Annotated in this window: 15 protein-coding genes; 4 read left to right on the top strand and 11 right to left on the bottom strand. The window is 69.0% G+C overall.

All coding sequences use genetic code 11. The features are described 5' to 3' along the window. Positions 1-77: 77 nt before the first annotated feature. The 3 genes from KAK06_RS11865 to KAK06_RS11855 all read right to left on the bottom strand — a co-directional run bounded on the left by KAK06_RS11865 (position 78) and on the right by KAK06_RS11855 (position 2,143). A complete protein-coding gene (locus KAK06_RS11865; protein WP_210802323.1) occupies positions 78-344 on the bottom strand; it encodes a hypothetical protein in 267 nt (88 codons plus the stop codon). 172 nt (positions 345-516) lie between these two features. Then, positions 517-1,044: a hypothetical protein gene (locus KAK06_RS11860; protein WP_210802322.1), complete on the bottom strand. Its 528-nt coding sequence runs from the start codon at positions 1,042-1,044 to the stop codon at positions 517-519. Then, complete coding sequence (locus KAK06_RS11855) at positions 1,022-2,143, bottom strand: cupin domain-containing protein (protein ID WP_210802321.1); 1,122 nt, start codon at positions 2,141-2,143, stop codon at positions 1,022-1,024. Before KAK06_RS11855 ends, KAK06_RS11860 begins: the two co-directional genes overlap by 23 nt. A 50-nt stretch (positions 2,144-2,193) precedes the next feature. Between KAK06_RS11855 and KAK06_RS11850 the strand changes: the two genes are divergently transcribed. Further along, positions 2,194-2,712, top strand: a complete 519-nt coding sequence (locus KAK06_RS11850) for an FKBP-type peptidyl-prolyl cis-trans isomerase (RefSeq protein ID WP_210802320.1) — start codon at positions 2,194-2,196, stop codon at positions 2,710-2,712. Here KAK06_RS11850 and dut read toward each other — a convergent pair whose 3' ends face one another. The 5 genes from dut to KAK06_RS11825 form a co-directional block, all read right to left on the bottom strand. Beyond that, entirely contained in the window at positions 2,713-3,162 is a 450-nt protein-coding gene (gene dut / locus KAK06_RS11845; protein WP_210802319.1) for a dUTP diphosphatase, read from the bottom strand. After that, entirely contained in the window at positions 3,159-4,379 is a 1,221-nt protein-coding gene (gene coaBC, locus KAK06_RS11840; protein WP_210802318.1) for a bifunctional phosphopantothenoylcysteine decarboxylase/phosphopantothenate--cysteine ligase CoaBC, read from the bottom strand. The genes dut and coaBC overlap by 4 nt, the downstream gene beginning before the upstream one ends. A 4-nt stretch (positions 4,380-4,383) precedes the next feature. Next, complete coding sequence (locus tag KAK06_RS11835; RefSeq protein WP_210802317.1) at positions 4,384-5,157, bottom strand: YecA/YgfB family protein; 774 nt, start codon at positions 5,155-5,157, stop codon at positions 4,384-4,386. Between the two features lie 37 nt (positions 5,158-5,194). Continuing rightward, complete coding sequence (gene asd / locus KAK06_RS11830; protein ID WP_210802419.1) at positions 5,195-6,040, bottom strand: archaetidylserine decarboxylase; 846 nt, start codon at positions 6,038-6,040, stop codon at positions 5,195-5,197. A gap of 289 nt (positions 6,041-6,329) precedes the next feature. After that, positions 6,330-7,691, bottom strand: a complete 1,362-nt coding sequence (locus tag KAK06_RS11825) for a replication-associated recombination protein A (RefSeq protein ID WP_210802316.1) — start codon at positions 7,689-7,691, stop codon at positions 6,330-6,332. Between the two features lie 124 nt (positions 7,692-7,815). On the opposite strand from KAK06_RS11825, the gene KAK06_RS11820 reads away from it, so the two are divergent. Together KAK06_RS11820 and KAK06_RS11815 are read left to right on the top strand one after the other, a co-directional pair. After that, positions 7,816-8,343, top strand: coding sequence for a chemotaxis protein CheW (locus KAK06_RS11820; RefSeq protein WP_210802315.1), 528 nt, complete (start codon positions 7,816-7,818; stop codon positions 8,341-8,343). Between the two features lie 11 nt (positions 8,344-8,354). After that, positions 8,355-9,041 carry a PA4824 family protein gene (locus KAK06_RS11815; RefSeq protein WP_210802314.1) on the top strand — a complete coding sequence of 229 codons (687 nt, stop codon included), beginning with the start codon at positions 8,355-8,357 and terminating at the stop codon, positions 9,039-9,041. Here KAK06_RS11815 and lolA read toward each other — a convergent pair whose 3' ends face one another. The 3 genes from lolA to KAK06_RS11800 all read right to left on the bottom strand — a co-directional run bounded on the left by lolA (position 9,042) and on the right by KAK06_RS11800 (position 12,718). Continuing rightward, entirely contained in the window at positions 9,042-9,671 is a 630-nt protein-coding gene (lolA, locus tag KAK06_RS11810) for an outer membrane lipoprotein periplasmic chaperone LolA (protein ID WP_210802313.1), read from the bottom strand. Further along, positions 9,664-11,973: a DNA translocase FtsK gene (locus KAK06_RS11805; RefSeq protein ID WP_210802418.1), complete on the bottom strand. Its 2,310-nt coding sequence runs from the start codon at positions 11,971-11,973 to the stop codon at positions 9,664-9,666. Before KAK06_RS11805 ends, lolA begins: the two co-directional genes overlap by 8 nt. 82 nt (positions 11,974-12,055) lie before the next feature. Further along, positions 12,056-12,718: a Crp/Fnr family transcriptional regulator gene (locus KAK06_RS11800; protein WP_210802312.1), complete on the bottom strand. Its 663-nt coding sequence runs from the start codon at positions 12,716-12,718 to the stop codon at positions 12,056-12,058. Between the two features lie 200 nt (positions 12,719-12,918). On the opposite strand from KAK06_RS11800, the gene trxB reads away from it, so the two are divergent. Beyond that, on the top strand, positions 12,919-13,875 hold the full coding sequence (gene trxB / locus KAK06_RS11795; RefSeq protein ID WP_210802311.1) for a thioredoxin-disulfide reductase: 957 nt from the start codon (positions 12,919-12,921) through the stop codon (positions 13,873-13,875). Positions 13,876-14,012 lie beyond the last annotated feature (137 nt).

The following is a 14,012-nucleotide window of genomic DNA, read 5'->3' as shown; positions in this document are numbered from 1 at the left end:
CACGGCACCTTGCACGGGCCCCGTCGCCGACAACAAAAAAGCCGCCCGAGGGCGGCTTTTTCTTGCGCAGAAGAAGCTTACTTCTTGACAGCGTCCATCGCGGCCGAAGCGGCGGCGTTCACGGCGCCGGCAGCGGCGTCCTTGGCGGCATCGGCGACGGCCGAGGCAGCGGAGGCAGCGGCGTCAGCCACCGGAGCAGCAGCCGAAGCGGCGGCGTCGGCCGCCGGGGCGGCGGCGGAAGCGACGGCAGCGGCAGCGGCCGGGGCAGCTTCTTCGGCCTTCTTGCCGCAAGCGGCCAGGGCAGCAACAGCGATCAGGGAGGCCAGCAGGAGCGACTTGTTCATGAAGTTCCTCAAAGAGAAAAGTTGGGGTCGAACAGAAAAACCGGTTGTTCTGAAGGCCCGCTGTTCTGGCGAACCTCCTCCTCGACACAGACCAGGACGGCCCGGCGCCATCGCGCCGCAGCAGATCAATCCTGTGCCTAGCCTTACATTATACCCACTCTAGGTAGAGTCCCTAGATACCCACGGTTGTCACGGGGAACGTCACGGTGGCCCGTTGCGAAACTGCATCAAACCACCGCGCGATGAGGACAAGTTCACGTGGATCGGTGCTGACGCGGCCCTGCACCTGCGGCCCGGGCAAGCGCTCAATCAAGCCCAGCCCCTGCGCCAGCAGGCACTCACGCCCATCCAGCTGGCGAGGCTCATCCACCGCCAGACACTGTACCCGATGGTCCCAGGTGGCGCGCCAGCGCATCAGGCGCGGTGCGCCATGGCGCACCGGCTCATAGTCCCCGCCCAGCCACAGCCACTGCCGGCCCGCAGGGCGCGCCCAGTGCGCCAGCCGCTCCAGCAGCTCGGCCTGCTCCCAGGGCCAGGCCAGGGGGTCCTGCGTGACCCAGCACAGCCGTGTGACGCGGGCCGCCTCCAGCACATCGACCAGGCGCGCCAGCGCGTCGGCCCAGGCCGCGCGGCCAGTCCACGCCAGGCGTCCCGGCTCCTCGGGCCAGGACGGGGTCTCAGTCGGCGCGGACCCATCCATCACAGGCCCATTCGTCGATCAGTGCCCGCGCGGCCTCGCTGAGCTGCGACAGCTGCGCTGCGGAGAGTCGCCGCGCGTCGGCCAGCTGCCGCATCAGCCGCGCATCTCGGCCGCCGGCGCGGAACGATTCGCCATTGATGAACACATGGTGCTCGTCGTACATCATGCGCGAGCGCGCATCCAGCCGCGCCCCCTGCCCCGCCGCCAGCGGCTCACCGCCGTCGAACCAGACAATGGCCTTGGGCTCGGTCAGCGTTTCGCCCAGCGCGCAGGCCAGGCTGCGGGCGTCGTTCAGCGCCTCGATGACCGCTTTTTGCGCAAAGCGCTGCAAGGCCTCGGGAATCCGACCCGGCGTGGCCGTGGCGCTGCCGGCCGGATCGCGGTAGTGTGGCTCGTCGGTGTCGGGCTCGAGCGCGTCGACCATGCGCTGCAGCACCTCGCGCGCGGTCTCGGTGGGCGTGGGGGTGCGAAAGCCGATCGAACAGGTCATGCAGTCGGGGCCCACCGCGATGCCATCATGGCCCCAGCGCGGCGGCAGGTAGAGCATGTCGCCGGGCTCCAGCACCAGGTCCTCGGTGGGCTGGAAGTTGGCCAGGATCTTCACCGGCTTGTCGGGCAGCAGTTGCACGTCCTTCACTGGGCCGATGCGCCAGCGGCGCCGGCCGCTGACCTGCAGCAGGAACACGTCATACGAATCGATGTGCGGACCGACGCCGCCGCCATCGCTGGCGTAGCTGATCATCAGGTCGTCCAGGCGCGCCTCGGGCACAAAGCGAAAACACGACAGCAGCTCATGCGCTGCCGGCACATGCAGGTCCAGCCCCTGCACCAGCAGCGTCCAGCCCGGCTTGCCCAGCGGCGGAATCTGGCGACGCGTGAACGGTCCGTGGCGCAGGGTCCAGGTGGTGGGCGACTGCTGCAGCAGGCGCGACTCCACGTCCTCGCGCCCGGCCAGCTCGAACAGCTCGGCGCGCGGCAGCGGCGGCACCACGCCGGGCACGGCCTGGCGGATGACGAAGGGCTTCTTCTGCCAGTAGCGGCGCATGAAGGCCGCGGGGGAGAGGCCGCCGAGCAGCGGCAGCGCTTGATCGATGTCCATGGGCCTGGATTGTCGCGCGGCCGCCGCAGGCGCTGTGCGATGATCCGTTGATGGACATCACTTCCCCTTGCGTCGTGACGCTGACCTGGACGTTGTCTGACGCCCAGGGCCAGCTGATCGACGAACTCGACGAGCCGGTCGAGTTCTTCTATGGCGGCGAGGACCTGCTGCCCAAGGTCGAGGAGGCCCTGGCCGGTCAGGCCGAGGGCTTCGAGACCCAGCTGCACCTGGAACCCGAGCACGCCTTTGGCGACTACGACGCCGAGCTGGTCTGCTTCGAGCGCCGCGCCCTGTTCCCCGACGATCTGGAGCCCGGCATGCGCTTTGACGGCCTGCCCGGTGGCGCCGCCTCGGAGATGCCCGAGGGCCTGATCTACACCGTCACCGAGATCTACCCCGAGCACGTGGTGCTGGACGCCAACCATCCGCTGGCCGGCATCGCGCTGCGCATTGCGCTGAAGGTCATGGGCGTGCGCGCCGCCACCCAGGACGAACAGGCCGCCGGCAGCGTGGGCGAGTCACCGCTGGCGGTGCTCAGCGGCCCGCCACCGGGCAGCTCGGTGCACTGATCAGGACTGGCCGGTCGAGCCAAAGCCGCCGGCACCGCGGTCACTGGCTTCGAAGTCCTCGACCACGCGAAACGCCGCCTGCACCACCGGCACGATCACCATCTGCGCGATGCGCTCCAGCGGCTGCACCGTGAACGCGGTGTGGCCGCGGTTCCAGCAGCTGACCATCAGCGGGCCCTGGTAATCGGAGTCGATCAGCCCCACCAGGTTGCCCAGCACGATGCCATGCTTGTGGCCCAGGCCCGAGCGCGGCAGGATCATGGCCGCCAGGCCCGGATCGGCGATGTGCACCGCCAGCCCGGTGGGAATCAGCGCGGTCTGGCCGGGCGCCAGCTCCAGCGGTGCGTCCAGGCAGGCGCGCAGATCCAGGCCGGCGCTGCCGGGGGTGGCGTAGGCGGGCAGCTGGTCCGCCATGCGCGGGTCCAGCAGCTTCACGTCGATCGTGGTCATGGGGTGCTCGGGTTCAAACGAAGAGCGATCTCGGCCACCAGCTGTCGCGCCAGCGTCAGCTTGTCGGCCTGCGGCAGCTCGCGGTGGCCGTGAGCATCGACCAGCAGCAGCGCATTGGTGTCCTGGCCGAAGGTGGCCGGGCCGATGTTGCCCACCAGCAGCGGCACGTTCTTGCGCGCGCGCTTCTCCTGCGCATGGCGCAGCAGATCGTGGCTCTCGGCCGCGAAGCCGATGCAGTACGGCCCGTCGTCCAGCCGCGCCACAGCGGCCAGGATGTCGGGGTTCTCGACCATCTCGAAGGCCGGTGGACGGCCGCTGCCGTCCTTCTTGAGCTTCTGGCCGGCGGCCGCGGCCGGGCGCCAGTCGGCCACCGCCGCGGTGGCGATGAAAACATCGTGCGCGCCTGCCAGGGGCAACACTGCGTCGTGCATCTGCTGCGCGCTCTGCACATCGATGCGCCGCACATGGGCCGGCGTGGGCTGGTGCACCGGGCCAGCCACCAGCGTGACCTGGGCCCCGGCCTCCTGCGCCGCGCGGGCGATCGCGAAGCCCATCTTGCCGCTGGAGTGGTTGGTGATGCCCCGCACCGGATCGATCGCCTCGAAGGTGGGGCCCGCGGTGATCAGCACGCGCCGGCCGGCCAGCGCCTTGGGCTGGAAGAAGGCGATGAGTTCATCGCGCAGCTCGGCGGCCTCCAGCATGCGGCCGTCGCCCACCTCGCCACAGGCCTGGTCACCGGCGGCCGGGCCCAGCACGGTGACGCCATCGGCGCGCAGCGCAGCCACATTGCGCTGCGTGGCAGGGTGGGCCCACATCTCGCGGTTCATCGCTGGCGCCACCAGCAGCGGCACGCGCTCGGCGGGCCGGGCCAGGCACAGCAGCGACAGGATCTCGTCGGCGCGGCCGTGCACCAGCTTGGCCATGAAGTCGGCGCTGGCCGGGGCGATCAGCACCGCATCAGCCTCGCGCGAGAGGTTGATGTGGGCCATGTGGTTGGCCTCGCGCGGGTCCCACTGGTGGGTGTAGACCGGGCGGTTGGTCAGGGCCTGCATCGTCACCGGGGTGATGAAGTGCGTCGCCGCCTCGGTCATCACCACCTGCACCGTGGCGCCGGCCTTGACCAGCTCGCGCGCCAGTTCGGCCGCCTTGTAGCAGGCGATGCCGCCGGAGAGCCCGAGAACGATGTGGCGGCCGCTCAGATCCAGTCGATCAGCCATGGTCTCACTGCATCTGCGCGCCGTGGCACTTCTTGAACTTCTTGCCGCTGCCGCAGGGGCACAGGTCGTTGCGGCCCGGCAGGGCCTCGACGCGGCGCGGCGCCGGCTTGGGCGCGTGGTCCAGCCAGTACAGGCGCAGGTCCTGCGCGGCATAGAGCGCCTCGTTGACCAGCTCGTCGCGGTTCAGCTCCTCGCCGTCGTAGAGGTCCTCGAAGACTTCCTTGAGCTCCTCGGGCTCCATGGTCAGCGAGACGATGCGGGTCAGGCACTCGTCGAAGAGCTGACCGTCCTCGGTCTCGGTGTCCTGCGGCGGCCAGTCGTCGGGAAAGTCGCGGGTGGCCTCGATGAAGCCGATCGCCCAGACCTCCCCAGTCTGCTCCAGCAGGTGCAGCTGATCTTCCTGCACATGGCCTTCGGCCACCAGGCGCTGCTTGTCCTCATCGGTCAGCTCGATCATCAGCGGCGCCAGGCGCAGCACGTCGGGGTCGTCGAGGATCTGGTCGGGGTCGAGCTGCTGTGCCAGCACGTCGTAGCGGGCGTCGATCGCGGCCAGCGCGGGTGCGGCGTCCTCGGGGTCGCCATAGGCGCGGGCGAACACGCCCTGCGCCAGGCGCGGCAGCCATTCATCGCGGGCGATGCGGCGGGGGCCGGAGAGCAGCGCGGTCATGTAGCCGTCCAGCCACTCCAGTGACACGTCGTCCTCGAAGCCGGCCAGGCGCTGGCAGACGCGGTCCAGTGCGTCGATCTCGTCATCGGTGCTCATGCGCGGCGCGGCCACGGTGATCTCCTGCGGTGGGGTGGGTCAGTGTCGCATGTCAGGCTAGACCGGCCATCGGCTCGCCCATGCGGATCGGCCGACCCGGCGCCCAGGCCGGGTTGAAGCGCAGCGGGCCCTTGGGCCACAGCATGACCACCGTCGAGCCCAGCAGGAAACGGCCCATCTCGGCGCCGCGCGCCAGGCGGATGTCCTGGTCCTCATAGGTCCATTCGCGCACCGCGCCGGGCCGCGGCGGGTTGACCACGCCATGCCAGACGGTGGCCATGCTGCCGACGATGGTGGCACCCACCAGCACCAGCACGAAGGGACCGTGTTCGGTGTCGAATACGCAGACCACGCGCTCGTTGCGGGCGAACAGCCCCGGCACACCGCGCGCGGTGGTGGGGTTGACCGAGAACAGATCGCCCGGCACATGGATCATCCGACGCAGCCGGCCGGCGCAGGGCATGTGGATGCGGTGGTAGTCGCGCGGGCTCAGGTACAGCGTGGCGAAGTGGCCATCCTGGAACTGAGCGGCCAGCGCCGCGTCGCCACCCACCAGTGCGGTGGTACTGTAGGCGTGGCCCTTGGCCTGGAAGACCTGGTCGCCCTGGACCGGCCCGAACTGGCTGATCGCGCCATCGACCGGGCACAGCAGGCCCTGGTCAGCCAGCGGCCGCGCGCCGTCGCGCAGCGCGCGGGTGAAGAAGTCGTTGAAGCTGGCGTAGGCCGCGGGGTCGGGGTTGGCCGCTTCTGCCATGTCGACGCCGTAGCGGGCGATGAAGCGCCGGATCACCGCCGTGGTGAGCGCGCCGCCACGGTGCTGGGCGAAGGCGCCAGCCAGTTGGGTCAGGGCCTGCTTGGGCAGCAGGTATTGCGGCAGCACGGCCAGACGATCGGACAGCGACACGTTGCGGGGGTTCAGCGGGAACAGCCTGCCAGTGTAGGCGCTCGGCGCGCCCCTGCCCGCTTTTTGGGCAAGCCAGGAAAACCCATGCGGCAGCGCGCACTTGCCGCATCCGCCCACGACTTACCCACAGGCTTGCTCTGCAGCGCCGTGGACAAGCCGTCACCGAACTGCCACATTTCCCGGCAGACCAGAAAAAGCGCAGCATTGACAAGCACTTGCGCGCCTCTCCCACGACTTGCCCACAGGCTTGCGCACGGCCGCCGTGGACAAGCCGTGCGGTGGTTCAGGGCGTCGCTGGCGGGGCCTGGCGCGCCTCGTCGTCCCACCGGCGCAGCTGCGCCAGCTTGTCGGCGATGCGCTGCTCCAGACCCCGAGGCACCGGCCGGTACCAGCCGGGCTCGGTCAGCCCGTCAGGCAGGTAGGTTTCGCCGGCCGCGTAGGCGTCGGGCTCGTCATGCGCGTAGCGGTAGGCATGGCCGTGGCCCAGTTCCTTCATCAGCTTCGTGGGCGCATTGCGCAGGTGCGGCGGCACCTCGCGGCTGCGGTCCTGCTTCACGAAGGCGCGCGCCTCGTTGTAGGCGTTGTAGCCGGCGTTGCTCTTGGCGGCCACGGCCAGGTAGAGCGTGGCCTGGGCCAGTGCCAGCTCGCCCTCGGGGCTGCCCAGGCGCTCATAGGTGGTGGCCGCATCGTTGGCGATCTGCAGTGCGCGCGGGTCAGCCAGTCCAATGTCCTCCCAGGCCATGCGCACCAGGCGCCGAGCCAGGTAGCGCGGATCGGCGCCGCCGTCGAGCATGCGGCACAGCCAGTACAAGGCGGCATCGGGGTGCGAGCCGCGCACCGATTTGTGCAGCGCCGAAATCTGGTCGAAGAAGGCGTCGCCGCCCTTGTCGAAGCGGCGGCTGTTGAGCGCCATCGCCGCCTGCACGAACTCGGCATCGATGGCGCACACCCCGGCCGCCGCCGCCGCGCTGGCGCACTGCTCGACCAGGTTGAGAAAACGCCGCGCATCGCCGTCGGCATAGCCCACCAGCGTGTCGGCCGCGGCGGCATCGATCGTCTGCTCAGGCATCACCTGCCGGCGCGCACGCTCAAGCAGCTGCTTGAGCTCGTCCTCGCTGAGCGGCTTGAGCACATAGACCTGGGCGCGCGACAACAGCGCCGAGTTCACCTCGAACGACGGGTTCTCGGTGGTGGCGCCGATGAAGGTGACCAGGCCGTTCTCGACATAGGGCAGCAGCGCATCCTGCTGGGCCTTGTTGAAGCGGTGGATCTCGTCAACAAAGAGGATGGTGCGCAGCCCGCGCCGCTGGTGCTGCTGGGCCTGCTCCATCGCCGCACGGATGTCCTTGACGCCGCTGAACACCGCCGACAGGGCAATGAACTCGCACTCGAAGGCCTGGGCCGTCAGGCGCGCCAGCGTGGTCTTGCCCACGCCGGGCGGCCCCCAGAAGATCATCGAGTGCGGGCGGCCCGACTGGAAGGCCAGACGCAGCGGCCGCCCCGGCCCCAGCAGGTGGGTCTGGCCGACCACCTCGTCCACGGTGGCGGGCCGCAAGCGCTCGGCCAACGGCGCCTGGGCCGCGGCGGCCGAGCCGATCGGGGGCGTCGGCGGGTCCTCGAACAGGCCGTCCTGGGAGTGATCCATGGCCGGATTGTGGCCGCAGTCGGCGCGAATAACGCGCCCGCACGCCTGCTTTTCAAGGCTTGCCGCCCAGGCACGCGCCGCACACTTCCAGGCACCTGACCCGCCTCCCGAGGAGACACCTTTGATGAGCACCGTGATGACCAGCGACCAACGCAGCACCCTGCAGCCCAGCCTGGCGGCCACCGGCGCGCCACGCGAATACCTGTCCTTCAAGCTGGGCCACGAGGAGTACGGCATCGACATCCTCAAGGTCCAGGAGATCCGCGGCTACGAGCAGCCCACCCGCATCGCCAACGCACCGCACTTCATCAAGGGTGTGGTCAACCTGCGCGGCGTGATCGTGCCGATCGTCGACATGCGCCTGCGCTTCGACCTGCCCGACGTGAAGTACGATGCCTTCACCGTGGTGATCATCCTGAATATCGCCCACCGCACCGTGGGCATGGTCGTGGATTCGGTCAGCGACGTGCTGGAACTGCCAGCCGGCCAGATCAAGCCGGCCCCTGAATTCAACGGCGCGATCGATGCCAGCTACATCACCGGCCTGGGCACGATCAAGCACGGCGACGATGAACGCATGCTGATTCTGATGGACATTGAACAGATGATGACCTCGGCTGACATGGGATTGATGGACGCCGTCCTGCACTGAAGGCCATGCACATGCACCGCGCTCTCCTGCTCCCGCTGCTGCTGGGCCTGTCGCTGCCCGCGCTGGCCGGCCGCCCCGCCACCACCGAGGATGCCGGCACGATCAGCCAGGGTGTGTGCGAACTGGAGTCCTTCCTCGGCCACGGCAGCGAGGATGGTGCGCCCAGCGTGGGCACGCAGAGCGTGCAACTGGGCTGCGGTGCCACCGAACACACCCAGCTGGCCCTGCAGGTCCAACGCGCCCACAGCGGCGCAAGCTCAGCCCGCAGCCTGACGCTGTCGGGCAAGTCGCGCGTCATCGACGGCGGTGACGAAGGGGCCAGCGTCGCCCTGGCCTATGGCCTGGGCGGCACCGACGACGGCTCGGGCCTGACGTCGGACCAGAGCTACATCAACGGCGTGGTCAGCTGGCCGATGGCGCCCGGCTTCGTGCTGCATGGCAATGTCGGCTGGAACCACTCACGGCTGGCGCATGCCAGCACCACCTCCTGGGCCCTGGCTGTGGAACATGCAGCCAGTAGCCAGTGGGACCTGATGGGTGAGCTGTTCGACAACGACCGCACGCACCGCCCGTGGATCCAAGCCGGCGTACGTTGGAATCCGCTGCCCAACCGCCTGTGGCTGGACGCCAGCTGGGGCTGGCAGACGGGCTCGCCGCACGCCCGGGCGATGACGCTGGGCCTGCGCTTCGCCTTCTGATCAGCCGGCGTTGACGTCCGCGCCGGGAGGCGGGACAAAGCGGAAGCTCTCGGGCGGCGGAGCGGCATCGGTCTGCATCGCGCCAAACTCGATCAGCGAGCGCTGGCCAAAGCTGTCGGCAATCTCCAGCGCCGCCCAGGCACTGCCCCGGAAACCGGCCTTCATCGAGACGATCGTGCCACCCGGCTGGCGCGGCACGGCCTGCACCCAGTCGAGGCCGCCCGCCGAGGGCAGGACCTTCAGCTCGAACTCGCGCTCCAGCGACTGGCCGGCCAGCAAGGCCGCGGGCGTGCTGCCCAGCGCCTCGTTCCAGGGCCGCACCGTGACCTGGTTCAGGTCGGGGTCGTGGAACCAGACCTTCTGGCCATCGCCGACGATGGTCTGCGCATAGGGCAACAGGTAGGCGAAACGGAAGCGGTTCGGGCGCTGGAATTCGAAGCGGCCACTGGAGACCTTCTTTTTCAAGCCGTCGGGCGAGGTCACCGTCTGGGTGAAGTCGGCGCGGCCGAAGCGCACGTCGCGGATGAAGGTGTTCAGGGCCGACAGCGCATCGGCGCGTGCGACTGGCGACAGCGTCGCCAGGGCCAGCAGACCCAGGCATTCCCGTCGTCCGACGGTTCGTTCATTCATCGCGCTTGGGCAGCAGCAGGTCGCGGCTGCCATTGGAGGACAGTGCGGATACGAGCCCGGATTGCTCCATTTGTTCCAGCAGCCTCGCCGCGCGGTTGTAACCAATCCGCAGGTGGCGCTGCACCAGCGAAATCGAAGCCTTGCGGTGCTGCAAGACCACCGCCACCGCCTGGTCATACAGCGGATCGGCTTCGCCATCGCCACCGGCCGCACCGCCGCCACCGGCGGCGTCGCCCTCGCCGTCCAGCGTGCCACCTTCCAGGATGCCCTCGATGTAGTTGGGCTCACCCTGGGCCTTGAGCGACTCGACGACGCGATGCACTTCTTCGTCGGAGACAAAGGCGCCATGCACCCGCACTGGCAGCCCGGTGCCCGGTGCCAGGTAGAGCATGTCGCCCATGCCCAGCAGGGCCTCGGCGCCCATCTGGTCGAGGATGGTGCGGCTGTCGATCTTGCTGCTGACCTGGAAGGACAGCCGGGTGGGGATGTTGGCCTTGATCAGGCCGGTGATCACATCCACCGAGGGCCGCTGCGTGGCCAGCACCAGGTGAACCCCTGCGGCGCGCGCCTTCTGCGCCAGGCGGGCGATCAGCTCCTCGATCTTCTTGCCCACCACCATCATCAGGTCGGCGAGTTCGTCGATGACGATGACGATGTAGGGCAGGCGCTCCAGTGGCTCAGGCGACTCGGGCGTCAAGCTGAAGGGGTTGGGCAGGTGCTCGCCGCGGGCCGCCGCCTCGTCGATCTTCTTGTTGTAGCCGGCCAGGTTGCGCACGCCCAGCTTGCTCATCAGCTTGTAGCGCCGCTCCATCTCGCCGACGCACCAGTTCAGCGCGTTGCCGGCCTGTTTCATGTCGGTGACCACCGGGCACAGCAGGTGCGGGATGCCCTCGTAGACGCTCATTTCCAGCATCTTGGGGTCGATCAGGATCAGGCGCACATCACGCGCCTCGGCCTTGTAGAGCAGGCTGAGGATCATGCCGTTGATGCCCACCGACTTGCCCGAGCCGGTGGTGCCGGCCACCAGGCAGTGCGGCATCTTGGCCAGGTCGGCCACCACCGGCGAGCCGACGATGTCCTTGCCCAGGCCGATCGTCAGCAGCGAGCCGGCGTCGTGGTAGACCTTGGAGCCCAGGATCTCGGACAGACGGATCGTCTGCCGCTTGGCGTTGGGCAGCTCCAGCGCCATCAGGTTCTTGCCGGGAATGGTCTCGACCACGCGGATGCTGACCAGACTCAGCGAGCGCGCCAGGTCCTTGGCGAGGTTCACCACCTGCGAGCCCTTGACGCCGGTGGCCGGCTCGATCTCGTAGCGCGTGATCACCGGCCCGGGCTGCGCCGCCACCACCTGCACCTCGACGCCGAAGTCATTGAGCTTTTTCTCGATCAGGCGGCTGGTCATCTCAAGCGACTCGGGCGTCACCGTCTCGACCCGCACCGGCGGCTTGTCGAGCAAGTCGATCTGCGGCAGCTTGGTGTCGGCCAACTCCATGAACAGCGGCTTCTGGCGCTCCTTGGCCACGCGCTCGGACTTGGGCACCTCCAGCACAGGTGGCTCGATCACGATGGGGCGGTGTTCCACCTGCTCCAGGCGCTCCTCGACCACCTCCTGCTCGCGCTCACGCAGGGCCTGCTCGCCCAGGCGCACGTCCTCCTGGAATTCGCGCGCCTGTGTGCGCCGCTCGCGGGCGCCATCGATCCAGCCGCCGATCGTGTCGGCCGTGCGCACCCACGAGAAGCGCAGCGCCCAGGGCAGCGCCGCCACCAGCAGCGCAATCCACAAGGCTCCAGAGCCGGCAAAGCCCAGCCACTGCTGCGAGGCCGGCCCGGCCCAGTGGCCCAGCACGCCGCCCGCCGGACCGGGCAGGTGGGCTTCCCAGGCGTAGATGCGGGTCCATTCCAGCGCGCAGCTGGCCAGCATCACCAGCGCCAGGCCCAGCGGCACGGTGCCATCGGCCTCGGCGGCCGCCGTTGCGGCCGGACCGGGCGGCTGCGCAGAGCGCCACAGCGCCGCCAGCGCCGACAGCCAGTGCCGCAGCCCGGCCAGCACCAGCCACCAGGCCGAGAAGCCGAACAGCATCAGCGTCAGGTCGGCCACCCAGGCGCCGGGTGCGCCCAGCCAGTTCAGCGTGCTGCCGTCGACGCCCGAGGTGCTGAAGGCCGGATCGCCCGGGCGACGGCTCAGCAGCGACAGCGTCAACACCAGCCACAGCGCGCCCCACAGCGATGCCCGCACCAGCAGCCGCCAAGCGGGCACCCGCCGCGGCGGCTCGGCCACCGATCCTGCCGACCCGGCGCCCATGCCGCGGCGCCATCCCACGAGCCCGCTCACCGGGCCTCCGACCACGCTGCCCCTTGGCAGCTCCGCAGACACATCCAGGTCATCAGCCCAATCGATTCTTCAGCAGCACCGACCCGTTTTCCTGGGTCTCGATCACGCCGCGCTCTTCCAGGTCCTTCATGACCCGGCTGACCATCTCGCGCGATGCACCCACGATCTTGGCCATGTCCTGACGCGACACCTTGCTGCGAATGACCTTCTCGCCGTCAACGTCCTCGGCCATGTCCAGCAGCGTGCGGGCGACGCGGCCGTAGACATCCAGCAGCGCCAGCGACTCGATCTGGCGGTCGGCGGCGCGCAGGCGGGTGACCAGGCCACGCATGATCGCGTAGGACAGGCTGGAGTTTTCGGGCAGGCAGCGCGCGAACTCGGCGCGGCCCAGGATCAGCATGTCGCACTGCACCTCGCAGCGCACGGTGGCCGAGTGAGGCTGGTTGTCGATCAGGCTCATCTCGCCCACATAGTCGCCCGCCTCCAGCACGGCGAGAATGACCTCGCGCCCGCGGGAATCGGCGGTCAGCACCCGCGCCCGGCCGTTGAGCAGGATGTAGAGCGCGTTGCTCTTCTTGCCCTGCTCCACCACCAGTTCTCCGCGGCGGTAACGGCGCTTGACCACGCCATCGGCGACGGCGCGCGCCTGGTCATTGGTCAGCATCGAGAACAGCGGCACCCGGCGGATCAGGTCCAGGTTCGACAGCATCGACATTCAATGTCCCCTCTCAAAATGGCAGCTCGCGGGCGCCGACAGCAGGGGCCTCGGCGCTTGCCTACAATCGTGGCATCGATTCGCCCGATGCATGCGCGAGCATATCCGGTTTGCGCGCGGGTCCCTGGACATCCGTCCCACGGCTGTTGCGCGCCCCGCAAAGCATCGCCCCCAGAGCACATCACCTCTTCCTGCTGGCCATGAGCGCTTCCACCACCCACGCCCAGGTGCTGATCCTGGGTTCCGGCCCTGCCGGCTACACCGCCGCCATCTATGCCGCGCGTGCCAACCTCAAGCCGCTGCTGGTCACCGGCCTGGCCCAGGGCGGCCAGCTGATGACCACCACCGAGGTCGACAACTGGCCCGCCGACGTGATGGGCGTGCAAGGCCCCGAGCTGATGCAGCGCTTTCAGCAGCACGCCGAGCGCTTCAACACCCAGATCGTCTTCGACCACATCAACGCGGTCGATCTGTCCAAGCGTCCGTTCACGCTGACCGGCGACTCGGGCAGCTACACCTGCGACAGCCTGATCATCGCCACCGGCGCCTCGGCCAAGTACCTGGGGCTGCCCTCGGAGCAGGCCTTCTCGGGCCGCGGGGTCAGCGCCTGCGCCACCTGCGACGGCTTCTTCTACCGGGGCCAGGAGGTCTGCGTGGTCGGCGGCGGCAACACCGCGGTCGAGGAAGCGCTGTACCTGTCGAACATCGCCACCAAGGTGCACCTGATCCACCGCCGCGACAAGTTCCGCGCCGAGGCGATCATGATCGACCACCTGATGGAGAAGGTGTCCGAGGGCAAGATCGTCCTGCACCTGCACAAGACCCTGGACGAGGTGCTGGGCGACGCCAGCGGCGTCACCGGCGTGCGCATCAAGTCCACCCAGGACGGCAGCACCCAGGACCTGACGCTGCACGGCTGCTTCATCGCCATCGGCCACTCGCCCAATACCGAGATCTTCAAGGGCCAGCTGGAGATGAAGGACGGCTACCTGGTCACGAAGAGCGGCCAGAACGGCTTTGCCACCCAGACCAGCGTGCCCGGCGTGTTCGCCGCCGGCGACGTGCAGGACTACATCTACCGCCAGGCCATCACCTCGGCCGGCACCGGCTGCATGGCCGCACTGGACGCCCAGCGCTTCCTGGAAGGCGGGCACTGAGCTGGCGCAGATCGTTCGGGATCTGCTACAATGCCTGGTTTTCCTGCGCGAGCAAGCCGGGGGAAGGGGTGACCGCCACCCCGCACAAGCGAATGGCGAGGTGAGGCCGAGGTCATTCACAACTGCGCGGTGCACTG

Origin of the sequence: Ideonella aquatica, from assembly GCF_018069755.1 — a bacterium.
Taxonomy (GTDB): Bacteria; Pseudomonadota; Gammaproteobacteria; order Burkholderiales; family Burkholderiaceae_C; genus Ideonella; species Ideonella aquatica.
This window is presented reverse-complemented; position numbering and strand designations above follow the sequence as displayed.

Bases quoted from the DNA above. Each gene is read 5' to 3' on its own strand.
- KAK06_RS11815 (WP_210802314.1), top strand. From the start codon at position 8,355: ATGCACCGCGCTCTCCTGCTCCCGCTGCTGCTGGGCCTGTCGCTGCCC.
- KAK06_RS11820 (WP_210802315.1), top strand. From the start codon at position 7,816: ATGAGCACCGTGATGACCAGCGACCAACGCAGCACCCTGCAGCCCAGC.
- lolA (WP_210802313.1), bottom strand. From the start codon at position 9,671: ATGAATGAACGAACCGTCGGACGACGGGAATGCCTGGGTCTGCTGGCC.
- KAK06_RS11825 (WP_210802316.1), bottom strand. From the start codon at position 7,691: ATGGATCACTCCCAGGACGGCCTGTTCGAGGACCCGCCGACGCCCCCG.
- KAK06_RS11865 (WP_210802323.1), bottom strand. From the start codon at position 344: ATGAACAAGTCGCTCCTGCTGGCCTCCCTGATCGCTGTTGCTGCCCTG.
- KAK06_RS11855 (WP_210802321.1), bottom strand. From the start codon at position 2,143: ATGGACATCGATCAAGCGCTGCCGCTGCTCGGCGGCCTCTCCCCCGCG.
- KAK06_RS11800 (WP_210802312.1), bottom strand. From the start codon at position 12,718: ATGTCGATGCTGTCGAACCTGGACCTGATCCGCCGGGTGCCGCTGTTC.
- coaBC (WP_210802318.1), bottom strand. From the start codon at position 4,379: ATGGCTGATCGACTGGATCTGAGCGGCCGCCACATCGTTCTCGGGCTC.
- KAK06_RS11850 (WP_210802320.1), top strand. From the start codon at position 2,194: ATGGACATCACTTCCCCTTGCGTCGTGACGCTGACCTGGACGTTGTCT.
- dut (WP_210802319.1), bottom strand. From the start codon at position 3,162: ATGACCACGATCGACGTGAAGCTGCTGGACCCGCGCATGGCGGACCAG.
- trxB (WP_210802311.1), top strand. From the start codon at position 12,919: ATGAGCGCTTCCACCACCCACGCCCAGGTGCTGATCCTGGGTTCCGGC.
- KAK06_RS11860 (WP_210802322.1), bottom strand. From the start codon at position 1,044: ATGGATGGGTCCGCGCCGACTGAGACCCCGTCCTGGCCCGAGGAGCCG.
- KAK06_RS11805 (WP_210802418.1), bottom strand. From the start codon at position 11,973: ATGGGCGCCGGGTCGGCAGGATCGGTGGCCGAGCCGCCGCGGCGGGTG.